Raw genomic sequence first — 24,511 nt, forward strand, 5'->3', positions numbered from 1 at the left:
CCCGCGCATCCAAGAGGTACGAATGAACACACTTATATCAAGAGTCGCTATTCTGTTCAGGGACTGCTCCTTCCCTGTATATATTTATTTTCCCGACAATGGAGCTTTTTATCAGGTTGTTTCAGGACAGCACGAAAAGGTGCCTGTGCCTTCCACCATGAAGTCTTATCTCGACAGCGAAGAAACATTTTTCCAGTCGTTTAAAAAAGGCGAAAACATGATGTCCTTTTATTTCCTGCGCTACGAGCAGGAGGGTGAAAGGGTCGTCGTTATGATAAACTCTGACAAAAACCGCAAACACCTCAACACTATTGCGCGGTCTGTCAACGGCGTTATGATGGAAGCGCAGGAATCTGTCAGAGTGCTTCGACACAGCCGTATGAAGATGATGAAACTGCTGGACGGTCTGAAAATGCCGCTGTTCAGTGTTTCCGGCGAGTATCTGATAATAAACGTGAACAAGGCTCTTGCCGATTTTCTGGGACAGACAAACATCCCGCAGATGATAGGCAAAAAGTGCTATGAAGTTATACACGGGCGAACGGAACCCTGTACTTTCTGCCGGATGGCTGAAATTATGGCAGGGGAAAACGTCGGCTCGCAGAACATACGCATAGAAAAAGAGAGCGAAACTCTCCATTTCGAGCATCACATGTTTCCGGTTTATGACCAGACCGGTGAACTGAACGAGTTCGGCGAGTTTATGTTCGACATTACAGAACACTTCCACCTCGTCCAGTCCATCGAAAAATATAAGGAACGCGTCAAAACCTTCCAGAAAGCCGAAGTCGACAAGATGAACGAGATCGGTGATCTGAAAAAGGCGTACAAAGACCTTGAAAAGAACTATGACGAAGTGTTTCTGAAAAACCGCAAGATGAGCAAAGCGCTGGAAAAACTTTTTGCGGATGATAACATAAACGAACTCCTTAAACTCCGGCAGGAGAACAAGGACATAAAGAATAAGCTGGTGCGCTCCGCAACCGCCCTTAAGAACTTCCAGAGCACTCTGGAGCTTCAGCAGGAGAAGTATAACGATCTCAGCAAAAGGACGGTCTATCAGCTTGAAAGGCTTATCAACACTGTTAATAAGAAATCCGTTGTTACGGACAAAGAACTCGGAACGCTCCTTAAAATGGTGACAGACGAGATAAAATCAATCCGCCGTCACCTTAAGCTTGAAGCGCCGCCCGAGAGCGATTAATATAACATCTTTAAATATCAGAACTAGGGATTATACCGGAGGTTAAAATGGGTGTAAAACTTGGAATCAACGGTTTCGGACGTATCGGACGCTGTACTCTCAGAGCGATCGTCCAGCGCGGACTTGATGTTGATATCGTGGCTATCAACGACCTCACAGATACCAAAACACTGGCGCATCTGCTCAAATATGACTCTGTTCACGGACCCGCTAAGTTTGATGTGGAGGCCGCTGAAGACGGTATCATCATCAACGGAAAAAAAGTGAAGATATGTGCGGAAAAAGACCCCGCCCTTCTCCCATGGAAAGAGCTTGGCGTTGACGTTGTTCTTGAATCCACAGGCAGATTTACAAAAGGTTCCCTTGCTCAGAAGCATATAGATGCCGGCGCTAAAAAAGTCATTATCTCCGCACCCGGCGAAGAGGTTGACCTTACACTTGTCATAGGTGTTAACGACAGCCAGTATGACAAGACAAAGCATCATATCATCTCTAACGCTTCCTGTACTACAAACTGCCTCGCTCCCGTGGCAAAAGTTCTCAATGACACATTCGGACTGAATAAAGGCATCATGACCACAGTCCACTCATATACAAACGACCAGAACGTACTTGACCTGCCCCACAAAGACCTGCGCCGCGCAAGAGCGTGTGCCGTCAGCATGATCCCCACCTCCACAGGTGCGGCAAAAGCTGTGGGTCTGGTTCTGCCGGAGCTGAAAGGCAAGCTGACAGGATATGCAGTGCGTGTCCCCACACCCAACGTTTCGCTGGTGGATCTTACTGTTGAACTTGCAAAAGAGGCAACAAAGGAATCCGTTAACGAAGCTATGAAAAAAGCCGCCGAAGGCGCTATGAAAGGTGTTCTGCGTTATACCGACGAACCCCTTGTTTCTATCGACCTTAACGGCGAACCTGCATCATCAACATTCGATTCTCTGCTCACTATGGTGCTTGAAGGCAACATGGTGAAGATAGTAAGCTGGTACGACAATGAATGGGGCTATTCCAACCGTTGCGCCGAGCTGCTGACTAAAGTGCTTTAAGGGTTATTTATGGCTAAGTGCATCAAAGATCTGAACCTTAAAGGAAAAAGAGTATTTATCCGCGTGGATTTCAACGTTCCCGTTAAAAGCGGCGTCGTTAAAGACGACACCCGCATAGTGGAGGCGATGAAGACCATCCGCTATGCACAGGGGCAGGGCGCAAAGGTTATCCTTGCTTCTCACCTCGGCAGACCCAAAGGCGAGAAGAACCCAGATTATACGCTGGCTCCCGTTGCAAAATATATAACGGACAAATTCATGCCCGTTACGTTTGTTGAAGACTGCATAGGCGCGCCGGTAGCAGACGCAGTGGCAAAGATGAATGACGGAGACGTTATCCTTCTTGAAAACCTGCGTTACTACAAAGGTGAAGAGAAGAACGACCCGGAATTTGTGAAAGCTCTTGCCGCAAACGCAGGCGTTTATATAAACGATGCTTTCGGCACATGCCACCGCAAACACGCGTCAACATACGGCATGGCAGAACTTATCCATGACAAGGCGGCAGGCTTCCTTGTTGAAAAAGAGATACAGTATTTCAGCCAGCTTATAAAAAATCCCGCAAGACCCTTCGGCGCCATTGTAGGCGGTGCGAAGGTTTCCGACAAGATAGGCGTCATTAAGTCCCTTCTGGAACTTGCAGACGATATTTTTGTGGGCGGCGCAATGGCCTATACGTTCCTGAAATATCAGGGACACACTGTCGGTACGTCTATGGTTGAGGACGACCAGCTCAACGTTGTCGAGGAGATATTTGCCATAGCCAAGAAGAAGCAGGTCAAAATCATGCTTCCTATGGATCATGTGATATCCAAAGAATTCTGCGGTGAGCCTTGTGCCTGTGACTGTGCGGACATTCCGGACGGATGCATGGGACTTGATATAGGCCCGAAAACTGCGGATATGTATATCCATGAGCTGAACAGATGCAAAACAATACTCTGGAACGGCCCTATGGGCGTTTTCGAGAACCCGCAATATGCAAACGGCACATTTTCAATAGCCCGCGCACTTGGCGGAGCGGAAGGAACTGTAGTTGTGGGGGGCGGCGATTCTGTTGCCGCTGTTAACCTTGCTGGCGTCAGCGATACGATTGATCATATCTCAACGGGCGGCGGGGCTTCACTTGAGTTTATTGAGTTCGGTTCTCTCCCGGGGATAGATATTCTGGATAGAAATTAAAGTGCGGGGCTTTTGCCCCGCTTTTTTTGATGTATTTTTGGCGTTTATATACTGCGCATTACTTCGTCAGACTTTTTTCGGAACTGCTCACATACTGCTTTGTATGCTCGCAGCCCGCTCAAAAAGACTTCCTTGTACTGCTTGTATCTAAACACCAATTATGATGTAGCCGACAGTTACGCTACCTGAGGTCTTATGAAAGAAATTGATGTTGTTGCGGCAGTTCTCAACAAAGACGGTAAGTATTTCATAGCGCGTCGTCCGCTGGACAGACAGCTTGGAGGTCTTTGGGAGTTTCCGGGCGGGAAGGTTGAATCGGGCGAGACACACGAAGAGGCGCTTGTCCGCGAGATGCTGGAAGAATTCGATGCAGACGTAAAAGTGTGCAGGTTTATTCAAACAATTCAAAAAGTTGCACATGAGAGAAAAATAATTTTGCACTTCTACCATTCAGAGCTTATTTCGACAAGATTTGAAATGAAAGAGCATATTGACATGTTTTGGGGAACCGTGGACGAGCTCAAAACGAAAGAACTCGCCCCAGGTGACTATGAAATTCTCGATTATCTGTAAATATTTTTGTAAATAGCGAACTGTTTGGCTATTCTGCCGCTTCTTCCGCCTCTGTCCATGGCATAGGCTTCTGCTTCAGTTTCCCAATTTTCATAAGCACCTATGTCAAATAATTCAAGATATGATTTAACAATTCGTTTGTAATCTTTTGGATTCAATGGATAAAAGCCGATAGCAAGTCCGAAGCGTGCGAAAAGAGAGGCTTTTTCGTTGACCTCGTCCCTGTCATACACATCGCCGAAGGTTTCAGCTTTTTCAGTTATCATGTGGCGCTTGTTTGATGTAGCCACAAAGATGCAGTTTTTAGGTTTTTCTTCCAGTCCGCCTTCAAGGATAGACTTGAAAAGACGGTACATGGAATCGCCCGCATCAAAGGAGATGTCATCCATGTATATCATTACATAGCGATCGGGCATTTTGCGGATTTCTCCATACAGACCATAGAGATCCGTGATATCTGTATGACGGAATTCAACCGCAGTGAGACCCTCTTCCGCGTATTCGGTAAGGAGCATTTTTATCATAGTTGACTTGCCCAGACCCTTCTCTCCCCAGAGGAGCATATTGAGTGCGGGTATGCCTTTCACGAACGCTTCTATATTCTTAACAGCCAGATTAACCTGCCTGTCTATGGCGACAAGGTCGCCCTTTTTAACCTGTTCTATGTGGTCTATCTGGACGAGTTCGCCTTCAATCCACCTGTAAGCATTTGTTTTATTTCCCAAGAGTTTTCGCCGCTTCCTTCGCGTAATAGGTTATGATTATATCGGCTCCCGCGCGTTTGATTGATGTGAGTGCTTCCATCATGGCTCTGTGTCCGTCCATCCAGCCGAGCTGGTCAGCCGCCATTATCATGGCATATTCACCGCTGACTTGGTATGCCGCAACAGGCCTGTCGAAGTTCTGTTTCAGGTCGCTTATCAGATCCAGATAGGGCAGCGCGGGCTTGACCATAATAATGTCAGCGCCTTCTGCAATGTCCAGAGCCGCTTCTTTCAGTCCCTCTGTGCGGTTTGCGGGATCCATCTGATATGTTTTCCTGTCGCCGAATTTCGGTGTTGATTCTGCCGCCTCGCGGAAAGGACCGTAGAAGGCGGAGCAGTATTTAACAGAATAGCTCATTATCGGTATGTTGGAATAGCCGTTGTCGTCAAGGATGTTTCGCATCTCTTCAACGCGTCCGTCCATCATATCGCTGGGTGCCACCATGTCTGCGCCTGCTTTGACATGTGTAAGGGTTTCAAGCGCGAGATAGTGGAGTGTTTCGTCGTTGTCCACTTCGCCGTTCTTGATGATACCGCAGTGACCGTGGTCTGTATATTCGCACATGCATACGTCAGTGATGACAAGCAGGTCTTTGACGTGTGCTTTAATGGCGCGGATAGCTTTCTGTATGATTCCGTGTTCGTTGTATGCTTCGGAACCCATTTCGTCTTTATATGCGGGGATCCCGAAAAGGATAACACCGGGGATTCCGAGGGCTTTAACCTCTTCACATTCTTTAACGACGTTGTCTATGGACATCTGATATACGCCGGGCATTGAGGACACGGGATTTTTAATGTTCTCGCCTTCGCAGACGAACAGAGGGTAGATGAAGTCATTCGCGCTTAGTGTGGTTTCGCGCACCATCCGTCTCATTGTTTCGCTGGTTCTCAGTCTTCTGGGTCTGTCAATGGGGAACATATGTCACCTCTTAAAGTGTGTTTATTATCTCTGTCATAGCCTCAAGGGTGAAATCCTTTGGGGTCAGGCAATCTTTGTTATATTTCTTTACCGCATCTGCGGTGGTCTTTCCTATCACAACAATGGTTTTGTCGGTATCAGTTATGTCAAAAAAAGCTCGGACTGCGGACGGCGATGCGAAAGTCACCACGTCTATTCTGTTTTCCGCCATAAAAGCGTCGATATCTTCTTTTGTCCGTGGGGCAGGAACCGTTCTGTATATAGTGACAATTTCAGCGGTGCATTGGTTCTGTTTCAGCCACTCATGGAAATTTCCTGCGCGTGTTTCAGCGCCCGCCATGAGAAAAGTCTTCCCAGTCAGGTTACATCCGGAAAATAGTGCAATGAGTCCTTCTGCGGAGAATTCATCCGGCATGAGGTCTACGGTGTATCCTGCTTTTTCCATTGCCGCTTTCGTTGCTGAACCGACGGCAGCTATCTGACCGAAACGGACAGAATCTTTATATTTGTCAAAGTATTTCACAGCGTTGAGGCTGGTGAAAACTCCGAAATCGTAATAACCGCCTATTTCTGCGTCAACGGGAACGCACTCTATCATCGGCAGGGAAAACGGTGTATGACCCGCCTGCGACAGAAGTTTCGCAAACTTTGCGTATTTGTCGGCTTCCCGTGTTACAAGGACGTTCATCAGGCGTTTTTGTAGATTTCGTCCAGTATCTCTTTTCCGCCTGCACCGAGTATTCTGTCGGCGAGGGCTGTTCCGAGAGCTTCTGCATCTTTGATATCGCCGTTGATGTTCTCTTCGATGAAGGTGTTTCCGTCTATATCGGAAACGAGACCGCGCATGGAGATGATATTGTCTTTAACAACGGAGTGTCCGGCGATGGGTGCCTGACATCCGCCTTCCAGACGGCGCAGGAATGAGCGTTCGCATTTAACGCGTGTTTCGGTCTCTTCGTGGCGAAGGAAGTTCAGCAGGTTCATCATCTCTGCATCGTTCTCGCGTATCTCTATGCCGAGGATTCCCTGACAGCAAGCGGGGAGCATCATTTCGGTGTTGAATGTCTCGCGTACGCGCTCTTCAAAACCGAGGCGTACAAGTCCTGCTTTTGCAAGGATGATACAGTCGTATTCGCCCTTTTCAAGCTTGGCAAGGCGGGTGTTCACGTTGCCGCGCAGGTCTTTGATCACGAGGTCGGGACGGTATTTTTTGAGCTGTACCTTTCTGCGCAGGCTGCTTGTGCCTACGATTGCGCCCTGAGGCAGTTCGTCCAGCTTGTTGTATTTAACGGAAACGAAGCAGTCATAGGGTGTTTCGCCTATGGGGCTTGCGTAGAGTGTCAGTCCTTCGGGCAGTTCCATGGGAACGTCCTTCATGCTGTGTACGGCTATGTCGGCAGTGCCATCCAGAAGCGCCTGTTCGATCTCTTTAACAAACAGACCTTTGCCGCCTATCTTTGCCAGCGGTACGTCGAGGATGATGTCCCCTTTTGTTTTTATGACGTTAAGCTCAACCTCAACTCCGTGTTTTTCCATAAGCAGAGCCTTGATATGTTCCGCCTGCCAGAGTGCGAGGTTGCTGCCTCTTGTTGCTATTACGACTTTTTTCATTTCATATCCTCAAGTTCAAATAAGATTTTAAGCGCCTCGTCCAGCGAGTACTTACCTTTGACAGCCGAAGCGTTCTTAAGGTTCTTCAGCGGCGTGTGCAGTACCTTGTTCATGTATGCGGTTACGAGGTATTCTATTTTTGCAAGTTCGTTCTTGTCTTCGATTTTGAATTTGGATGAAAAGCGTTTAAGCTCCTCTTCCTTTTTATCCTCAAACTGCTGACGCAGAGATTTGATAACGGGGATTATCTTCATGGATTCCAGCCATTCGTAGAACATGGCAAGACCCGCGTCGATGTATTCCATGGCTTTCACAGCCTCTTTTTCGCGCTGTTTGCGGTTTGCGTCAACCACAGCTTTAAGGTCGTCTATGCTGTAAACGTATACGTTTTCAAGTTCGTTTATAAGGGGGTCAATGTCTCTGGGAACTGCTATGTCTATGAAGAACATAGGACGGCGCTTTCTCAGCGCCATAGCATCTTTAACATCAGCCGCGGTAACGAGAAGCTCTGTCGCTCCCGTCGAGCTTATTATTATGTCTGAATCAGGAAGGCAGGTTTTGAAGCTGTCAAACTCAACAGCCGAACCGTTTACCTCGCCTGCGAGACGCTGTGCTTTTTCAAATGTTCTGTTGGTGACTGTGATGCCGCCTATCCCTGCCGTGACAAGGTGTTTGGACGCCAGCTCACACATTTCGCCCGCGCCTATGATGAGTGCGTGTTTGTCGGAAAGACTTCCGAATATCTTTGTTGCAAGTTCCACAGCGGCGTAGCTGACGGAGACGGGGTTTTCACCGATGCCAGTATAGGTGCGCACTTTTTTGGTGGTCTTGATAGTGTATTCCTCAAGTTTTTTGAGGAAGGTACCCGCGCCGCCGTAGAGACGGCAGTTCTCGAACGAATCCTTGACCTGACCGAATATCTGCGGTTCGCCCATGACAAGTGAGTCAAGACCGCTTGCCACACGGAAGATATGGCGCACGGAATCCTCTCCGCAGTGGATGTAGGTGTATTTGCGAAGTTCCGATCTGTCCATTTTGCAGTGTTCGGAAACAATTTCAAGAACGCTTTCGATGTTGCACAGGAAATCGTCGGTCACAATGTAGTATTCCACTCTGTTGCAGGTGGAGATTATCATCGCCTCATAGATCCTGTCGTTGCTCATTATTTCAGAATAAATCTCAGCAAGTTCCGAACCGTCAACAGCAAGGGTTTCCCTTACGCCGACAGGCGCGGTGTTGTGGTTTAAGCCTAAGACTGCAAGTTGCATATTAATTTCATCCCATTACAAAAAAAGCCACACCGACGTATGTAATCAGTACGGAAATAAAACCTACTATGGTAGACAAAGCCGTGTCCTTTGGGGACATCCCTTTGATCTGTTTGTAAAAAGTTATGCCGCTGTAAATTATCCATGTGATTATGGCAAAAACAAGCTTGGGGCTGTAGATGTTTATTACCCCATTGGCATACATCATCCATATAAGCCCCGAAAGAAGACCTATGGTGAAGGTATAGAAACCGATGTAAAGAGTTGTGTTGATAAGCTTGTCTATTGTGTCAAGGGGCGGAAAGGTGCGGAAGATTATCCCGAAGTTTTTGTTCTTAAGCTGGCGCTCCTGAACAAAATACATTATGCCGCCGATTGTTGAGACCATGAAAAAAGCGGTGCCGATTATTGTGAATGGCAGGTGGATATAGAGCCAGAAACCTGCCGCATGGGGATTTATGTTAGCGGGGATACCTCCTGCGAAACGGGCTATCATAATGAAAAGCACCGTAAGCGGGAAGATGAAAAGACCCAGCGTAAGTCTGCGGTATTTTATGTACATCATGATGTAAACAAGCATCAGCGCCTGCGAAAGGAAAAGGAAAAGTCCGCTGACAGACCCGAAAGGGAGCATGTGTTTTGTCTGCCAAAGTGTGATGAACTGCGCCGATGAGAACACAAGACCAAGAACGGCGAAGATGTTTGTTATTGACGCAAGCCTCTGATAGCCCATGAATATGAACAGGGTGACATGCAGAAGCGCAAGCACTGCGCACAGAATGGAAAGATCAAAAAACATGTTTAGTCCGCTCCGTTCAGGCACAAAAAAAGTGCCGTAATGGCTTATAATCAAAACCTGAAACTAAATTATATATAACACAGGTATTTTTGAAAGGGAAAATTTATTAAGATGAAATGCAAAATTATTTCATAAATGAGATTTTATATTGCGTCATACGCTATTTAGGGCGTACAACAACAAAAACAATTTTTGTACTTGCATTTAATTGATTTAGGACGAAATTGATGTAGATGGTAAACTTTATGACAGAAATGATCGGCACTCCCATATCGCTTGAACACAAGCCAACGCTTTCTCCAATGCTGAAATCAGTTAATATCCCTGTATCCGAATACAGCTTTCAGAACCTTTATCTTTTTCGGGGCAACCATGATTATCATGTTTTTAAAAAGGACGGGTTCACTTTCCTTCAGGGTACCACCTATGACGGCAAAACGCACATCATGCCTGCTGCCGACCTGCGGGATGTTCCCGTTGAAACCCTGCGGGAGTTGCAGAAAAACTGCGATTTTTTCTTTCCGGTTTTTGAGGACTGGGCGGAGTATTTCAAACAGTACGGCGTAAACCTGACATATCAGGACGGCGACACGGATTATATCTATACCAGTGTTAAGATGTCCACCTATGCAGGACGCAAGCTCCACAAGAAACGCAACCTTCTTAAACAGTTTACACAGCTCTATTCCGCTACGGCGTTCCTGATAACACAGGACAACATAGCCGATGCGTTCTATATACTTGATGAATGGCAGTCACAGGCTGACCTGCCGCAAGACCAGACAGACTACAATGCCTGCCATGAGGCGCTCACTCTTTACAAAGAGCTTGGCATCTGCGGCGGGATTTACTACGCGGACAAGAAGCCAGCGGCTTTTATTCTCGGCGAGGAGCTGACGGAGAATACATACGTCATGCACTTTGCGAAGGGTCTGACAACATACAAAGGTATTTATCAGTTCATCTATAACGATTTTGCGTCAATTCTGCCGAAAAGGTACGAATTCATAAACTTTGAGCAGGATCTGGGCAGTGTTGCCCTGCGCGTGGCGAAAACCAGCTACGTTCCCGATATGCTTGTCAGAAAGTACAGAATGACCTTTATTTAGTGACAAGAAGAAGGATTGCAAAAAGTATAACTGCGGCTGAAACGAATCTTTTGATGAACACGTTTCCTGCCCTGACAGAGAATTTCGCAGCGATAACGGCACCTGCCGCCATACCCAGCCCAAGTAATATCCCCTGAAGCCAGACAACCTTACCGTTGTAAATGAATACCACCATTGAAAGTGTTGCCGTAGACAGGTTCATGAACATCTTTATAGCATTGCCGCGTATGTAATCCATGCCGCTCATTACACAGTAAGCAAGCACGAGGAATCCTACACCCGCCTGAATGAATCCGCTGTATATACCCATGACAAAGAAAACCAGAGAGCAGATGACGGTGTTTTTCAGGTCTTTTTCGAGGTCTTCGGTGACCTTTGAAGATTTCGGTTTGAAAAAGGTGACAAGTGTCATAATGACCATGAAAAACGCGAGATATTTGCGGAAAGCATCCTCTGCGACGATTGTCGCAAGGTATGAACCCAGAAGCGCTCCCGTAACTGAGGGCAGGATGGATACTTTGCCCATGCGGACAGGGAAATAACCCATAGTGCGGAATTTGTTGAAGCCGAAAACGGATTGAATCCAGATGCCGAGCCTGTTGGTGGCGTTTGCCACTGTGGGGTCGAGACCTGTAAATATGAGCAGTGGCGTCGTCAGGAACGAACCTCCGCCTGCCATAGTGTTTATGAATCCGGCGAAGAAGCCGAATGTCGGAAGTATCAGATATTTAAGCAGTTCAAAATCCATCGGCAATACTATACCTAAAAACTGCATATGGGCAAACGGAAAAAAATAAATTATAAATAAAATGTATTGAGTAAAGACGGGATCGCGTCGTAGCCGCGCTCCTCGCGAAGACGGGTATCGTTTGTCTTTGCAAGTGCAGCGAAGCAATCTCATTCGATCGGATAAATATGGATAAAAAAGAACTCTCGAAGATTTTTGAAAATTTTTTAGCTGAAAATTGGGCGGATGCGAAATGCTCGCTGGACTATGAAAATCCGTTTCAACTCATTTGCGCTACCGCTCTTTCAGCGCAATGTACCGATAAACGGGTGAACGAGCTCACCCCTTCCCTGTTTAAAAAATACCCTGACGCTTTTGCTCTTGCCTCTGCAAAGTATGAAGACGTGGCGGAACTGATAAAGAGCGCAGGGATGTATAAGGTTAAGGCAAAAAATCTCATCAGCATGGCGAACAGTCTGGTGCAGTACCACGGCGGCGAAGTGCCTGATGATATGGATGCTCTTACGGCGCTGGCGGGCGTTGGACGAAAGACCGCAAACGTTGTGCGGGGCAACATCTGGCACAGAGCGGGGGTCGTTGTGGACACGCATGTAAAAAGGATAACGAACAGGCTGGGTCTGGTTGATACCGAAGATCCTGTTAAAATAGAGCATGAGCTTGAGAAGCTAATAGACGGCGAAAATCACTGCATTTGGGGACACAGGTGCATCCGCTTCGGGCGGGAGATATGCACGGCTAAAAGCCCGAAATGCGGCATATGCGGGGTAAATAATGTCTGCAGATACTACGCTTCACTTTGATATAGTTTCAGGTATATCGGGCGATATGTCCGTTGGGGTCCTCTGCGGGCTTGGGCTTGATATTGCAGAGGCGGCAAAGCTCGTTTCGGATATGGTCGGAGTTGAGATAAAGGCATCCGTGGAGAGCGCCGACGTTTCCGGTGTCGTCTGCGGTCGGCTCAGACTTGACCTGCCCCATGAGCACGCCCACAGAACAATGAAGGATATCCGCGCCATGCTGGAGCGCTCCGCTTTTTCCGAACAGGTGAAAAGGGATGCCGTCGGCATATTCCAGATAATTGCCGATGCGGAAGGTGCGGTTCACGGCAAATCGCCTGATGATGTGCATTTTCATGAAGTGGGCGCACTGGATTCTATATTCGATATAGCGGTATTTGCCTACGGTGTTGAAAAACTCGGCATAAAAGAGATAACGTCCTCTCTGCCTGTTCTCGGCAGCGGAATGGTTAAGATGGCGCACGGCATAATGCCTGTGCCTGCTCCTGCGGTGCTGAAAATACTTGAGGGAGTTGAGATCGCCCCCTCTTACGAACAGACTGAAATGACCACGCCTACGGGCGCTGCTATATTGAAATATTATGTGAAAAGATACGGCGGACTGTCCGGCAAAATTATAAAAACCGCGTTTTCCACAGGCACAAAGACCTTTAAAACCGTGCCGAACATGCTTCGCGGCATACTCATTGAGGGCGCTGTGCAGAGGGGACTTGTGATGGCTGAGACCTCCATCGACGACTGTACCGGCGAGATGATGGGGCATCTCTTTGCAAGGCTGAAATCCATTGCTACTGATATCACTATTACCCAGTCCATCGGAAAAAAGAACAGACCTGTTTTCCTGGTGAACGTACTTTGCGAGCAGGATAATCTTGAAGCTGTTGCGCGTGTGCTTTTTGCGGACACGTCCACAGCCGGACTAAGGTATTACTCTGTTGACCGAATCATAATGGACAGGCGGATGGAGAGCGTCGATGTCCGCGGTGAAACGGTGCATGTTAAAGTGCTTGAATATAAAGAAATAATAAAATACAGCCCTGAATGGGATGATTGCGTAGCGGCTGGCGAAAAGCTGAATATGCCTGCGGCAGAGGTTTATTCCGCGGCTAAAGCAGTTTTTTACCGCTTTTGAGCAGCTCGATGAATTCGTCGTATGAAAGGGGTCTGCTGAAAAAATAGCCTTGTATTTCGTCACATCCGCGTTCCCGGCAGAAATCGAGCTGTGCCTGAGTTTCCACACCTTCTGCGATAACCTGTAGGTTGAGACCTTTTGCCAGATTGATTATCGCCGTTGAGATGGCTATGTCGTCCGGGTCGTCGGGGATGTCTTTTATGAACTGTCTGTCTACCTTGAGAATATTTATTGGGAACAGTTTCAGGTAGCTGAGGGATGAATATCCCGTTCCGAAATCGTCGATAGATATCTTTATTCCCTGCTGAACCAGATGCGCGAGGGCGATTATCGTTGTCTGGATATCCTCCATCATTGTGTTCTCGGTTATCTCAAGCCCCAGAAGATCCGGTTTTATCCCTGTGGACTTAACAATTGAACATACTGTGTCTATAAGGTTTTCGTCTCGGAACTGTCTTGCGGACAGGTTCACTGCAACATCTATGTCGGTAAATCCCATTTTTTGCCATTTTACGGCGTCTTCGCAGGCCTTTATCAGTACGGTTCTGCCTATTGAGATTATGTGTCCGGTCTCTTCCGCAACAGGTATAAACTCCGAGGGAGGAATAAGCTCACCGTCTCTGTTCCAGCGGATAAGAGCTTCCGCACCGGTTATATCTCCCGTCAGAAGGCTCACCTTCGGCTGATATACCACGCCGAAATCGCCTGCTGCCACAGCCTTGCGCAGTTCTTTTTCCATGTTAACGCGGGAAAGTACCTTTTCGTTCATATTTTTAGTGAAAAGCTGATAGCCGTTCTTTCCCGTCTCTTTTACACGGTACATTGCAAGATCCGCGTTCTTCACCATGGTAAGAACATCTTCACCATCGTCGGGATAGATGGTTATGCCCAGACTGGCGTTTATAAAGAATTCGTTTCCGGTGATGTTGATCGGTTTTGCGAACTCCGACAGTATGCGTCTTGAGGTGTCAACTGCGTTGGATTCCGACAGGATGTCCTGAAGGATGAGCATAAACTCGTCGCCGCCCAGACGAGCAACCGTATCTTCCGTTCGGACACAGCTCTTAAGTATCTCTGCAACTTTTTGCAGGAGAATATCACCGACATAGTGTCCAAGTGTATCGTTAACGTTTTTGAAGTTATCGAGGTCGATAAAGATGACCGCGATCTTTTGGTTGTGCCGTTTTGCGTATGCTATCGCCATTTCAAGGCGGTCGTTGAAAAGCTGCCTGTTCGGAAGTCCGGTCAGTGTGTCGTGGTTTGCCTGATATTTCAGCTTCTCTTCGCCCTGCTTAACTTCCGATATGTCGTGGAACACTGCAACAAAGTGGGTTATGTTGTTCAGTTCGTCGCGTATGGCGTTGATGGAGAGCCATTCCGGATATGCGTCGCCGTTTTTGCGCCTGTTCCATATCTCCCCCGACCAGTTGCCTTTTTTTATAAGGCTGTCCCACATGCGGTGGTAGAACTGTTCGTCATGCTTTTCGGATTTCAGTATGCGCGGCGTTTTGCCGATAACCTCGTCCGGTGTGTAGCCTGTTATCTCAGTGAAGGCCGGGTTCACCTGCATTATAGTGCCGAAGCAGTCGGTTATGGTGATGCCCTCAATGGTATTTTCTATAACGTTTGCGGCAAGAACAAGCTGACGCTCTTTTTCGATCCGCTCGTCAATCTCTTCCATCAGCTGCCGGTTCGCCTTGTTCAGCTCATCCGTGCGCTTTTTTACCAGCGTTTCAAGATGGTTTCTGTATTTCTCAAGCTCGCTTTCCGTTTTTTTTCTATCCGTTATGTCCAGAGCATATTCTATCATCTGAACAACCTGCCCCTTTTCGTTGAAAACGGGTTGTCCGTGTATCTCGTAATATGTCTTTGAACCGTCGTCCTGCGTATGAATCTGCTCGCGTACGCAGGGTTGACGGGTAGTTTTAACAGTTTCAAGAGGACATTCGAGCGAATCCAGAAAGCAGGCTTTGCCCTTCCCGTGTAACAGTTCATAGCATTTAACGTTTGTTGCGCCGCCAGCCGCACTGTTTGAAATGACGACATCCATTGTTTCCGTGTCCACAACAAAGAAGGGATTTGATATTGATTCCAGTATATGATGAAGGAATTTGAGCTGTTTCACCATAGCGTCGTGGGAAAGTTTCTTATCGGTGACGTCGGTTATTGAGCACATAAATCCTTTTATGCTGTGTTTGCTGCCCCTGACATAGTCCCATGCCAGCTCGACATAAACGACCTCTCCGTTCTTTTTCAGATGTTTATGTGTGAAACGGGTCGGCAGAGCCTCGTTAATTGCCGCCCTTCTGAAATTGTCTACAACGTAGCTCCCGCTGTGTTCGTCCATGAGTATTGACAGGCTTTTGCCTTTAAGCTCTTCGGAGCTGTAACCGTATATTTCGTGTATGGCTTTGTTTGCAGAGATTATCCGGCACTCCGTGTCCATCTCTATCATGCCGCCGGGCATAGTTGAAAGAATGGTCTCAAGACGTGTTGAAATTTCGGAACTGCCGGACGTGTCCGACATATAGCCGCTTACGCAGGTTTCGCCATTATTATTTCTTATACTGAAAAATGCGCGGACGTTAATAGTCTTTCCTGAACCGCATATCGTTCTGAAACCGGATTCAAAGCTGGAATCCTGCCCTCTCTGCACACTGTCTTCAATAGCAGAAAGTACCTTGAAACGGTCTTCGCGGAATACGATATCCGTGAATGCCAGTCCCTTTTCAACATCAGCACCGTCGTATCCTATGACCTTTGAAGAATTATGAGATATCCAGACAAAGGGGTATCCTGGTTCAGGTTTCAGCCTGAAAAAAACTATACTCCCATTGTTTAAGAGGTCTCCGATGCATATGTCCGTATTTATCATGGTATTTACCTAATATAATTTAACAGAAAGGTAAGGCGGGTGCAAGTCTGTCAGCGTGTGAATAATGCCCGAAATTTATTGTAACAGCAGTGAATTCTGATAAGGGACAGTTTAACATTGTCTCTATCTGATTTATCAGCATTCTGCATTTCGGCACAAAGCTCCTGAAGTCCGGTTACCATCATGCCAGCCGCTGCACCCTTCATCTTGTGGGCGGTGTGAGTGGTCATTTCTTTATCGTTGGCGTAAACGGCATTTCTGAGGTTAAGATACTCTTCATCCATGACAGATATGAATTCGTCCATAAGCATCAGCATGGTTTCGTTATCCAGTCCGATTTTTTCTGATACGTCATCAAAGTCATAAAGCATCTCTTTTTTACATTCGGACAATGCGTTCAGAAAATTCAGTATATTTTCACTCATAAAAGGTTTAAAGAGGGCAAAATCGAAAAGCGGATCGTCAGAATATTCATCGTCGGCAGAGATACACACCAGAACGGGAAGTTTGCGGTTATTCTCCTTTGCATTTTTCCTGATCTTCTCTGCACATTCAGGACCCTGCATCAGGGGCATGTTTATGTCCAGAAAAATCGCGTCGAAATCTTCCGCCAGTGCTATGTCAAGCGCCTGTTGTCCGTCTTCCGCAGGAATACATTCAACGCCCATCTTCTGCATAAGCTTTGAAAGGAGTGTTCTGTTGAGTTTGTCGTCGTCGGCTATCAGCAGTTTCATAGTTATGCCTAAAAGAACTCTATGCTGGACTGCTCGTCTTCTGATGCGAGTATGTCTTTCAGTTCAGATTCGTTTCTGCCTCTGGTGAAGTCTTCGTCGGAAAGTATTTCATTGGTGAGCCTATTGTTGAATTTTTCAAACTCTTCCTGAACGTTGTCAATGAATTCGCTGAACAGATCAATGAGTTTTTCAGTGTTGGTGTCAAAGAAACTCATATATTTATCGCCTGTGAAGATATTGCGGAAATTAGTGAGCTGGTTTTCAAGGTCGTATGTGTTCTTGAGCATGTAGTCTCTTTCCGTGGACGTGTTGGAACTGCAAATATATTTCAGATGTGTTCCCGCCTCTTTAAAGGTTGAACTGAAATCCGTCTGCAGATCCTGCCATAGAGTAATATTTGCGTGTAGTTTTGCTATAAGCCTCTGAAGTTCCTGTTCAGTGCTCAACATGGATGAGACCACGCTTTTCAGGTCTTCGTCGTTTATTCTGGCAACTTCTATAGCTGTCACAACCACAAGGTTTTTGAATGTTTTGGATTGTTTTCCAAGTCCGTTTACACGCATCGACGCCTGATTTATAACCGTCTGGGAACGGGTTGTTTTCAGCTGAAGGTCGTTTATTGTGCTGCATATTGTGCTTGAAACCTCATGCACACGCATAAGTTCTTCGCGCAGGATATTGGTTTTGCCGACGATATTCTGCAGGTCGGTGTTGAAGGAGTACAGGAAGTCCTTCATGATCTCTTTTATGTTGTAGAGCTTGCTTTGCAGTTCACTTTTCACAAAATCCAGTTTTGCCAGCGCCTTTTCGTATATGCCGAATACAGTTCCGGCTTCGTAAGCCCCGCTGAAACTGTTTTTGCCCATGGCGTCTTTGATTATTTCAAGTTCCTGCGAAAAGATGTCGTGAAACTGGGAGTTTTCAATAAGCTCCGATACATCCGACGTGATGACTATAGTGTCTGTGTCGTCCAGTTTAAGAAATTCCGCACTGCTGTTTATATCGCTGTTGATTATGTTCTCTGCTATATACCTGAACTGTTCGTAAACGGCGGCAAATTCTTTGGTTATTTCATCCAGAAGGGTTTTAACGGTTGTTGAGTATTTTTTTATCTCTTTGCTGATGTGGGTAATGGTTGAACCTTTATCGCCCAGCGCCATTGTCCTGCAAATGGTATTGTATGACAGAAGCTCAAGCTCTTCCGTTATGGAGAGAAAAGTATCTGTGGCATCGTTCAGCTCTCCACGCATCTTCTCCATGTTCAGATTTTCTATTTTCTTGTTGATGTTGTCCGAAATGTGGCGGACTATCTCATCCGTGTTGCCGACAAAGCTGTTCGAGTCGCTCTGAATCTTCTCTCCAACGCTCAGCATTGCGCCGAAACTTTCACTGCGGTGTTCGATTATTTCGTTTATTATCCCTACGATCTGTAAAAAACACCCGTCGATTTCTTTTTTAAGTCTGTCGTATGCGCTATTCATATGCTCTTAGTGTCTCTGCGAGAAGAGTCTCTGTAACGGGTTTAAATATAATGCCGTCAAATCCTGCTCCGCCGAGATTGCTCTTTTCGGCAACGTCTGCCGTAAGAGCGATGTATTTTGTTTTTGTCCAATTGTGCTCAATTTTAAGCATATTCAGGATATCGACACCTGTTATGCCCGGTTCCAGCCTGAAATCCACAAGAGCAACGTCCGGCTGCTGCATGGATGGGAGCAGTTTTCTCAGCACGTTCGCGGATTCCGCAGTATCAACTTTATGTTTCAGTTTCTCCAATAGTATCTTACACATCTTCAGGTGAAGAGAGTTGTCGTCCACAATAAGTACATTCATAATTCCCGCCGCTATAATAATTTGTTAACATTCAAAACCAGAACAGCCTGTCCGTCGCCAAGTATGGTAACACCGCCTATGTAATTGAGATGAGCGAAGTATTCCGGCACGGGTTTGATGGCAATGTCCATTCTGTTCAGCAGTTCATCCACAATTATACCCGTTTTTCCCTCATCTGTAACCGTTATAACGATATTAACCTCATCGGCGAGTTCTTTTTCCTCGTCGCCGAGCAGTTTTGAAAGCTGTATCAGAGGCAGTACGTTGCCTCTGTAGTATATCCCGTTGCCGAAATGGAGGTCCTTGACCTGTTCTTTGGCAACCTTTATGGTTTCCGCCACGTTCTCAATGGGGAAAGCGTAGTGTTCATCAGGTTTCATGCGCACAAGAAGCGATGTTGACATGCCTATTGTTACGGGTATTTTCATTACCATTCTTGAACCGTCGCCCAGAGACGACTGAACGTCTATTGTGCCGCCTACGCTGGTTATGGAGCTTTTAACGACATCCATGCCTACGCCGCGTCCGGAGATGTCCGTCACCTGTTCCGCGGTTGAGAAGCCGGGCGCAAGGATGAACTGTATTATCTCGTTGTCGGAAAGCACTGCATCATCGGGAGCGAGTCCTTTCTGTATGGCCTTTGCCAGAATCTTTTTAGGATCCATTCCGCGTCCGTCGTCGATAACCTCGATATAGACGAAACTGCCCTCGTTGTATGCCTTCAGAATGAGCTGCCCCTCTTCCGGTTTGGAAGCTTTCGATCTTTCTTCAGGTGATTCGATACCGTGGTCACAGGAGTTTCGCACAAGGTGAACCAGCGGGTCGGAGAGGATATCCGCTATCTTTTTGTCAATCTCTGTGTCTTCGCCTATTATGCGCAGGTCTATCTGTTTGTTCTGCTTGCGTGCGATGTCTCTGACAACGCGTGGGAATTTGTTGAATATCTGCTTAATGGGCACCATGCGCAGAGACATTATGTCGCGCTGGAGATCCTGAGAAATGCGGGATATCAGGTTTGAATTGTCCTTGAAGTCTTTTATCAGACTTGTGGGGAGATCAAACTCGCGTATGAGCCTCTGCATCATATATTCGTATGCGTTCTTCGCCACCACAAGTTCGCCTATGGTGTTTGTGAATTTGTCTATTTTCTCCTGATCCACCTTCATGGACTGGGAATATTTCTCTTTGGAGGTATCGCCCTTCTCCTCCTGTTCTTCTTTTGTGAGGGCGGAGGCGAGGGATATGCTGCTGCTGTCGGATTCGGGAACGCTCGTGGTGGCTTTCATGATAACCTGTTTTTTAAGGGCTATCTCAAGGTCTTTGGGCTCAAGTTTGCCTTGATTCACAAGTATCTCGCCTATCTTCTTCTGCTGAGCCTTAGCTTCCTCGATTTCTTTTGCAGTGACCTTGCCGGACTCAATCAGCAGTTCGCCGAGTTTCTTTGCCGGAGATTTCAGGTCTTTGATATAATGCTCTATCTGTGTCAGCTCGGATGAGAAGTCTGCTCCCGCTCCTGCTTTATCTGCGAATTTATGTGCTATTTCCATCAGGTCGGTAAAACCTATGAACTTGGCGGCATTGGAAAATCCCATGGCGGCACGTTTAAGCATGCCGGCATTGTTTCCATCCGCTTTTGCCAGTGAAATTATCTCGAAGAACTGATCCACCTGTGCAAGGAATATCTTTACGTCGCCTGTTACGGCAGGAACTTTCTCTTCCAGTGTCAGCATAGACTCCTGGAGGTTTTGCAACTGCCTGTAAGTTTTCGGCAGCTCGGGTGTTGTGTTGTTCAGAAGCGATTTCACCAGCGCTTTAACGTCTGATATGACGTTGAGAATGAATTCAGCCGCTTTTCTGTCGAAAACAATTGAGCCTGAACGCACTTTGTCCAGCATGTTTTCGACAAGGTGGGCGTATTTCTCAAGGAAGGTGAAACCGACGTATCCGCAGTCACCCTTTATGTTGTGAAAAACACGGAAGATGTTGTCCACCGCATCTTTTTTGCCTTCGCCTGTTTTTTCTATGTCTATCAGGAAATTCTCTATTGACTCAAAATAGTCTTCGATACCGCTGGCAAGCTCCGCCAGCATTTCGTACTGGATGCCGGACGTGTTCACAGTATCGACGTCAGGCTCCGCTTCGGAGAATTCTTCAGCCTGTACCTGTGCTTCGGGTTCTTCCTGAACAGGCGCCGCCTGTTCTTTAAGAGATATCTCTGTGATGGTTATGAGGTCAGGGTCGAATGCCAGATCGGCTATCTCTTCTGTTGCCGCGTCGCTTATTATGTATATTTCGGGACGCAGGCAAAGCTTATAAGGTTCCAGAGCCGACAGTTCGGATATCTTTGAGGTGTCTGTGACTGCCAGGTAGTATTCGGATATCTCCTTAAGGTTGGCAAGGAGTGTCTGCGGGTCGTAGCCGTTTTCAAGCATGTCGTCGGTGAAGTTCACCTGAATTTTGTATGCTTTACCGAATCCAGGGTCGTTCAGACGCAGATGTTCAGTGATATCTGCCGCCGCGCTCGGAAGGTTTTTTACAACGGTTTCGGTTTTCTGCACTTCTTCATGTTCTTCGCCGTTTGTGGCCTCATACATGGCTATTATGTCAGAAAGATTGCGGTCGTATGGTCTTTTATCGCGTGCGTACTGTATCATTTCAAAGAGGATGTCCACTCCTTTCAGAAGCAGGTCTGTTATATCCCCGTCAATTTTGATCTCACCGTTTCTCAGCTTGTCCAGCAGTGATTCAAGGTGGTGTGCGAACTCCGACATATTATCGAACCCGAACCCTCCTGCACTGCCCTTTATGGTGTGGATATTGCGGAAAACCGCGTTGAACAGTTCCGCATCTCCCTCCGATTCGGCTTTAAGGATGCTTTCGTTGGCGTTTTCAAGGAGGTCTGCTGCCTCCTCAAGAAACTCCATCCTGAATTTTTCCATGTCGATCTGAGTCATATTTCCACTCCGGTAATCAAATGATGCCAAGAAGCATCTTTATATTCAGTATCAGGTCGTCGGGTTTAACGGGTTTTGTTATGTACAGGTTTGCACCTGATTCATAACCTTTCTTACGGTTTTCCAATTCTTCCTGCGTAGTTATTATGATTATCGGGGTCTCTTTGCCCGTTTTTCTGTATTCTTTTATGAATGTGATACCGTCCATTCGGGGCATGTTCAGGTCACACAGCATCAGGGCATAGTTGGTCTGCATGGCTTTTTCAAGAGCGTCCATGCCGTCGATAGCTCCGTCTGCCTCAAATCCTGAAGACTTAAGGATATTGCTGTGGAAATGCCTGACCATATCCGAGTCGTCTATAACCAATACCTTAATAGCCATAATTACCCCTTGTAGTATACAACGCCTGAGCCCATGCGTTTCATACTGAATGCGGTGGTTATCCTGCCCACCGATTCGCTGTGTCCCAGAAAAATGTAACCGCCTCTGTTCATGGATATGTAATAGTGGTCCACCACCTGCTTTCTGGACAGTTCGTCAAAATATATCAGCACATTTCTGCAAAAGATGAAATCAAATCCGCGCTTTTTCCTCATGGCGTCCCTGTCCATCAGATTGAGATGTTCAAAGGTGACCATGTTCCGCACCTCTCTCACAGGGGTATGAAAACCGCCGGAGGAGGTGAAGTATTTTCTGAAGTATTCGTCCGGAACGTCTTTCAGACTCCGGTCGTCGTATTTTGCTTCGTCTGCTTTTGCCAGAACGTTTTCGTCTATATCGCTGGCGGTTATGCGCACATCCCAGTTTGCAAGGTTGTCCATCATCTCTCTTATGATGATGGCGAGGGTATATGGTTCTTCGCCTGTGGAGCATCCCGCGGACCATATGCGCAGATTTCTGTCGTTTGCGGCTTCTTTCCTTTCGATGATCTCCTGAAGACAATGCTCTGCAAATGTCTCAAGGGTGGAGAACTCGCGAAAGAAATAGGTTTCATTAACCGTAAGCAGGTTCATGAGAGCCTGAAACTCATCGCCGGTGTCCTTGAATTTGAGATAACGCAGGTATTCCCTTACGCCCTCTATACCCATCTCAAGCAGCCTTTTTTCGACCCTTTTGTTGATGAAGTACCGTTTCTTTTCTTCAAATTTAATACCCGACTTTTTATAAATAAACGCAGTCAGGTCAGTGTAGTCATCGTTGTTGATGAACATAATCAGCTTGTGCCGCTCCTATAAGGTTTCCAAAAGGCTTTGAAGCATCCTTCGGAACTCGCCGTTTGCTCCTGCGAGTTTCATTTCGGTTATCCTGATAGCTTTGTCCCTGCTTGTCACAGCCAGATGTTCGAGAGCGGTCATGCATATGTTCTCGTTTGAATCTGACGCCAGTTCCTCGTAAAGAGCGGCCTTGTCCGGGATATCAAGGTGCGACACAATATAAAGAAAAGTAAGTCTCTCCTCCGGATACCCGTTAAGGTTGCGGAGGTTAGTCAGCATAAATTTTGTATGTTCCTCGTCCAGCTTATGTATGTCGTGTCTGGAAACGATTTTGAGTACGGCATTTGCTATCTCTTTGAAATACATCGTATTTTTGTTGTTCAAAAAAGACAGCAGGAAATCCAGATGGCGTGTTGCTCCTTTTTCTCCGACGAGTCTTAGTACCGTGGGTTTGAAAATACTGTCCATCATTCTTCCGCCCACAACGGCAAGAACCCTGTCAACAGTGGCGGGTTTGCCCATTATCGTGAGTGTTTCGAGACAGGACATGCGAACCATTGGCTCCTGTGTCTGCTCAAAAATATTCATAATGTCTTCCAGAGAGTCCTCGTCGTATATCTTTCCGAGGTATTCCACAGCGGTCATCATAACGTTTGGCGCCTTGTCGTTCAGCGCCGCCCGCAATGCTGGAATTGAGTATTTGGAGCTGGTCGCCACAAGACTGTCCAGCACCAGCTTGCGAACTTCGCGGTTCTGGTGATCCATTATGGAGGTGAGAAACGCCACCGCGTCCTCGCCCTTTGAACCGAATATTTCGATGGCACAGTTTCTTATGTATGCATCGGCAGACTCAAAATATTTCGCGATATCTGAAAAGAAAGGAGAGATGTCGAGAACTTTGAAAGCTTCGACAATCAGTTCGCGGACAAGACGGCTGTTTTCCGAATACATATGGCAGATGAGTACCGGATAGAGGTCTTCGTTCTTTTCGGAAAGAACGTCCTCGACGGTATAAATCCTTTCCGCCTCGTCGGGATTTTTCAGCTTTTCAATGAGCGTCTGTCTGTCCACTTGTCTGCTCCTGCCGTCAGCCGATTATCTTTTTTATTACAGCAAGAAGGTCGTTCGGTTTGAAAGGCTTTACTATCCACGCTTTCGCGCCCGCCTGTCTGCCCTCTTCCTTGATGCCAGCCTGAGATTCTGTCGTCAGCATTATTACAGGCGTAAATCTATGGGTAGGGTTTTTCTTCATCTCTTTAAGAAAGGTGATGCCGTCCATGTTTGGCATGTTGACATCGGAAACGACAAGATTGAAGCGCCCCGTTTCAAGTTTTTTTAAGCGCGTCCACCCCGTCCCTCGCGTCCACAACTTCGTAGCCGGCAGACTTCAGAGTTGCCGCAACAAGCTGACGCATGGTTATGGCATCGTCAACAATAAGGATACGTTTCATTAATTTCCTCCGATCGCATCTTGTATCTGCAATCCGTACAAACAGATTAATTTATCAAATGATTCACATGATTTGAGAGTTATTTTTGAGCCTGCGTCCTTCGCAGTCTTAAACAGTGAAAGAGCTATCTGCAAAAACACTGTGTCCATGGATGAAACCTTTGTCATATCGGCTTCAAGCTCTTTCCCGCCGAAAGATGTTTCGCCGAAAAGCGACAGGAATTCTTCCGCCATGAAGATTTCGGATTCGTCGGGGAAAGTGACTTTGATTTTGGTTTTAAGCTCTTTAACTTCCATA

At 46.8% G+C, this 24,511-nt stretch carries 23 protein-coding genes and 1 pseudogene; 7 read left to right on the forward strand and 17 right to left on the reverse strand.

Annotated features, from left to right (window positions below):
* Positions 1–22 precede the first annotated feature (22 nt).
* The 4 genes from LRY47_RS11050 (at position 23) to LRY47_RS11065 (ending at position 4,005) form a co-directional block, all read left to right on the forward strand.
* Positions 23–1,204 (forward strand): PAS domain-containing protein, encoded by a 1,182-nt coding sequence (locus LRY47_RS11050; protein WP_295225346.1) that lies wholly within the window; start codon positions 23–25, stop codon positions 1,202–1,204.
* A 47-nt stretch (positions 1,205–1,251) separates the two neighbouring features.
* Positions 1,252–2,250 (forward strand): type I glyceraldehyde-3-phosphate dehydrogenase, encoded by a 999-nt coding sequence (gap, locus tag LRY47_RS11055; protein WP_295225347.1) that lies wholly within the window; start codon positions 1,252–1,254, stop codon positions 2,248–2,250.
* A 9-nt stretch (positions 2,251–2,259) separates the two neighbouring features.
* Entirely contained in the window at positions 2,260–3,432 is a 1,173-nt protein-coding gene (locus LRY47_RS11060; RefSeq protein WP_295225349.1) for a phosphoglycerate kinase, read from the forward strand.
* Positions 3,433–3,627: 195 nt separating this feature from the next.
* Complete coding sequence (locus LRY47_RS11065) at positions 3,628–4,005, forward strand: (deoxy)nucleoside triphosphate pyrophosphohydrolase (protein ID WP_295225351.1); 378 nt, start codon at positions 3,628–3,630, stop codon at positions 4,003–4,005.
* On the opposite strand, the gene LRY47_RS11070 is transcribed toward LRY47_RS11065, so the two are convergent.
* From LRY47_RS11070 to ccsA, 6 genes are read right to left on the reverse strand one after another with little or no spacing between them, the layout of a single operon-like run.
* Positions 3,996–4,730, reverse strand: coding sequence for a DUF815 domain-containing protein (locus LRY47_RS11070; RefSeq protein WP_295225353.1), 735 nt, complete (start codon positions 4,728–4,730; stop codon positions 3,996–3,998). The genes LRY47_RS11065 and LRY47_RS11070 overlap by 10 nt on opposite strands.
* Positions 4,720–5,691: a porphobilinogen synthase gene (hemB, locus tag LRY47_RS11075; RefSeq protein WP_295225355.1), complete on the reverse strand. Its 972-nt coding sequence runs from the start codon at positions 5,689–5,691 to the stop codon at positions 4,720–4,722. The genes LRY47_RS11070 and hemB overlap by 11 nt, the downstream gene beginning before the upstream one ends.
* A gap of 10 nt (positions 5,692–5,701) precedes the next feature.
* Complete coding sequence (locus tag LRY47_RS11080) at positions 5,702–6,379, reverse strand: uroporphyrinogen-III synthase (RefSeq protein ID WP_295225357.1); 678 nt, start codon at positions 6,377–6,379, stop codon at positions 5,702–5,704.
* Positions 6,379–7,302, reverse strand: coding sequence for a hydroxymethylbilane synthase (hemC, locus tag LRY47_RS11085; protein ID WP_295225359.1), 924 nt, complete (start codon positions 7,300–7,302; stop codon positions 6,379–6,381). Before hemC ends, LRY47_RS11080 begins: the two co-directional genes overlap by 1 nt.
* Positions 7,299–8,570 (reverse strand): glutamyl-tRNA reductase, encoded by a 1,272-nt coding sequence (gene hemA, locus LRY47_RS11090; protein WP_295225361.1) that lies wholly within the window; start codon positions 8,568–8,570, stop codon positions 7,299–7,301. The genes hemC and hemA overlap by 4 nt, the downstream gene beginning before the upstream one ends.
* 7 nt (positions 8,571–8,577) lie before the next feature.
* On the reverse strand, positions 8,578–9,369 hold the full coding sequence (gene ccsA / locus LRY47_RS11095; RefSeq protein ID WP_295225364.1) for a cytochrome c biogenesis protein CcsA: 792 nt from the start codon (positions 9,367–9,369) through the stop codon (positions 8,578–8,580).
* A gap of 233 nt (positions 9,370–9,602) precedes the next feature.
* Between ccsA and LRY47_RS11100 the strand changes: the two genes are divergently transcribed.
* On the forward strand, positions 9,603–10,478 hold the full coding sequence (locus tag LRY47_RS11100; protein WP_295225367.1) for a phosphatidylglycerol lysyltransferase domain-containing protein: 876 nt from the start codon (positions 9,603–9,605) through the stop codon (positions 10,476–10,478).
* On the opposite strand, the gene LRY47_RS11105 is transcribed toward LRY47_RS11100, so the two are convergent.
* Entirely contained in the window at positions 10,471–11,226 is a 756-nt protein-coding gene (locus tag LRY47_RS11105) for a sulfite exporter TauE/SafE family protein (protein ID WP_295225369.1), read from the reverse strand. The genes LRY47_RS11100 and LRY47_RS11105 overlap by 8 nt on opposite strands.
* Before the next feature lie 167 nt (positions 11,227–11,393).
* On the opposite strand from LRY47_RS11105, the gene nth reads away from it, so the two are divergent.
* Both nth and larC read left to right on the forward strand, forming a co-directional pair.
* Positions 11,394–12,026, forward strand: a complete 633-nt coding sequence (gene nth / locus LRY47_RS11110) for an endonuclease III (protein WP_295225371.1) — start codon at positions 11,394–11,396, stop codon at positions 12,024–12,026.
* On the forward strand, positions 11,998–13,155 hold the full coding sequence (larC, locus tag LRY47_RS11115) for a nickel pincer cofactor biosynthesis protein LarC (protein ID WP_295225373.1): 1,158 nt from the start codon (positions 11,998–12,000) through the stop codon (positions 13,153–13,155). The genes nth and larC overlap by 29 nt, the downstream gene beginning before the upstream one ends.
* Here the strand turns inward: larC and LRY47_RS11120 are convergent.
* The 10 genes and pseudogenes from LRY47_RS11120 to LRY47_RS11170 all read right to left on the reverse strand — a co-directional run bounded on the left by LRY47_RS11120 (position 13,130) and on the right by LRY47_RS11170 (position 24,510).
* The gene (locus LRY47_RS11120) at positions 13,130–16,030 is read right to left on the reverse strand and encodes an EAL domain-containing protein (protein WP_295225375.1); all 2,901 of its coding nucleotides are present in this window, start codon (positions 16,028–16,030) and stop codon (positions 13,130–13,132) included. The genes larC and LRY47_RS11120 overlap by 26 nt on opposite strands.
* Positions 16,031–16,080: 50 nt before the next feature.
* Entirely contained in the window at positions 16,081–16,764 is a 684-nt protein-coding gene (locus tag LRY47_RS11125; RefSeq protein WP_295225378.1) for a response regulator, read from the reverse strand.
* Between the two features lie 8 nt (positions 16,765–16,772).
* The gene (locus LRY47_RS11130) at positions 16,773–18,245 is read right to left on the reverse strand and encodes a hypothetical protein (RefSeq protein ID WP_295225381.1); all 1,473 of its coding nucleotides are present in this window, start codon (positions 18,243–18,245) and stop codon (positions 16,773–16,775) included.
* Complete coding sequence (locus LRY47_RS11135) at positions 18,238–18,594, reverse strand: response regulator (RefSeq protein WP_295225382.1); 357 nt, start codon at positions 18,592–18,594, stop codon at positions 18,238–18,240. The genes LRY47_RS11130 and LRY47_RS11135 overlap by 8 nt, the downstream gene beginning before the upstream one ends.
* An 11-nt stretch (positions 18,595–18,605) precedes the next feature.
* Positions 18,606–21,548 (reverse strand): chemotaxis protein CheA, encoded by a 2,943-nt coding sequence (locus LRY47_RS11140; protein ID WP_295225385.1) that lies wholly within the window; start codon positions 21,546–21,548, stop codon positions 18,606–18,608.
* Positions 21,549–21,564: 16 nt separating this feature from the next.
* Positions 21,565–21,930, reverse strand: coding sequence for a response regulator (locus LRY47_RS11145; RefSeq protein WP_295225388.1), 366 nt, complete (start codon positions 21,928–21,930; stop codon positions 21,565–21,567).
* Between the two features lie 2 nt (positions 21,931–21,932).
* Positions 21,933–22,760, reverse strand: a complete 828-nt coding sequence (locus tag LRY47_RS11150; RefSeq protein ID WP_295225391.1) for a protein-glutamate O-methyltransferase CheR — start codon at positions 22,758–22,760, stop codon at positions 21,933–21,935.
* 18 nt (positions 22,761–22,778) lie between these two features.
* The gene (locus LRY47_RS11155) at positions 22,779–23,834 is read right to left on the reverse strand and encodes a HEAT repeat domain-containing protein (RefSeq protein WP_295225393.1); all 1,056 of its coding nucleotides are present in this window, start codon (positions 23,832–23,834) and stop codon (positions 22,779–22,781) included.
* 16 nt (positions 23,835–23,850) lie between these two features.
* Positions 23,851–24,214, reverse strand: a pseudogene (locus LRY47_RS14185) (response regulator).
* Positions 24,214–24,510, reverse strand: a complete 297-nt coding sequence (locus tag LRY47_RS11170; protein ID WP_295225402.1) for a hypothetical protein — start codon at positions 24,508–24,510, stop codon at positions 24,214–24,216. The pseudogene LRY47_RS14185 and the gene LRY47_RS11170 overlap by 1 nt, the downstream one beginning before the upstream one ends.
* Position 24,511 lies beyond the last annotated feature (1 nt).

Origin of the sequence: Seleniivibrio sp., from assembly GCF_021209385.1 — a bacterium.
Classification (GTDB): domain Bacteria; phylum Chrysiogenota; class Deferribacteres; order Deferribacterales; family Geovibrionaceae; genus Seleniivibrio.

Excerpts from the sequence above, each read along its gene's own strand:
- LRY47_RS11125 (WP_295225378.1), bottom strand. The coding sequence starts at position 16,764 with ATGAAACTGCTGATAGCCGACGACGACAAACTCAACAGAACACTCCTT.
- nth (WP_295225371.1), top strand. The coding sequence starts at position 11,394 with ATGGATAAAAAAGAACTCTCGAAGATTTTTGAAAATTTTTTAGCTGAA.
- LRY47_RS11080 (WP_295225357.1), bottom strand. The coding sequence starts at position 6,379 with ATGAACGTCCTTGTAACACGGGAAGCCGACAAATACGCAAAGTTTGCG.
- hemA (WP_295225361.1), bottom strand. The coding sequence starts at position 8,570 with ATGCAACTTGCAGTCTTAGGCTTAAACCACAACACCGCGCCTGTCGGC.
- LRY47_RS11150 (WP_295225391.1), bottom strand. The coding sequence starts at position 22,760 with ATGTTCATCAACAACGATGACTACACTGACCTGACTGCGTTTATTTAT.
- LRY47_RS11120 (WP_295225375.1), bottom strand. The coding sequence starts at position 16,030 with ATGATAAATACGGACATATGCATCGGAGACCTCTTAAACAATGGGAGT.
- hemB (WP_295225355.1), bottom strand. The coding sequence starts at position 5,691 with ATGTTCCCCATTGACAGACCCAGAAGACTGAGAACCAGCGAAACAATG.
- LRY47_RS11065 (WP_295225351.1), top strand. The coding sequence starts at position 3,628 with ATGAAAGAAATTGATGTTGTTGCGGCAGTTCTCAACAAAGACGGTAAG.
- LRY47_RS11050 (WP_295225346.1), top strand. The coding sequence starts at position 23 with ATGAACACACTTATATCAAGAGTCGCTATTCTGTTCAGGGACTGCTCC.
- hemC (WP_295225359.1), bottom strand. The coding sequence starts at position 7,302 with ATGAAAAAAGTCGTAATAGCAACAAGAGGCAGCAACCTCGCACTCTGG.
- LRY47_RS11145 (WP_295225388.1), bottom strand. The coding sequence starts at position 21,930 with ATGGCTATTAAGGTATTGGTTATAGACGACTCGGATATGGTCAGGCAT.
- gap (WP_295225347.1), top strand. The coding sequence starts at position 1,252 with ATGGGTGTAAAACTTGGAATCAACGGTTTCGGACGTATCGGACGCTGT.
- LRY47_RS11100 (WP_295225367.1), top strand. The coding sequence starts at position 9,603 with ATGGTAAACTTTATGACAGAAATGATCGGCACTCCCATATCGCTTGAA.
- ccsA (WP_295225364.1), bottom strand. The coding sequence starts at position 9,369 with ATGTTTTTTGATCTTTCCATTCTGTGCGCAGTGCTTGCGCTTCTGCAT.
- LRY47_RS11140 (WP_295225385.1), bottom strand. The coding sequence starts at position 21,548 with ATGACTCAGATCGACATGGAAAAATTCAGGATGGAGTTTCTTGAGGAG.
- LRY47_RS11135 (WP_295225382.1), bottom strand. The coding sequence starts at position 18,594 with ATGAATGTACTTATTGTGGACGACAACTCTCTTCACCTGAAGATGTGT.
- LRY47_RS11105 (WP_295225369.1), bottom strand. The coding sequence starts at position 11,226 with ATGGATTTTGAACTGCTTAAATATCTGATACTTCCGACATTCGGCTTC.
- LRY47_RS11060 (WP_295225349.1), top strand. The coding sequence starts at position 2,260 with ATGGCTAAGTGCATCAAAGATCTGAACCTTAAAGGAAAAAGAGTATTT.
- larC (WP_295225373.1), top strand. The coding sequence starts at position 11,998 with ATGTCTGCAGATACTACGCTTCACTTTGATATAGTTTCAGGTATATCG.
- LRY47_RS11130 (WP_295225381.1), bottom strand. The coding sequence starts at position 18,245 with ATGAATAGCGCATACGACAGACTTAAAAAAGAAATCGACGGGTGTTTT.
- LRY47_RS11170 (WP_295225402.1), bottom strand. The coding sequence starts at position 24,510 with ATGGAAGTTAAAGAGCTTAAAACCAAAATCAAAGTCACTTTCCCCGAC.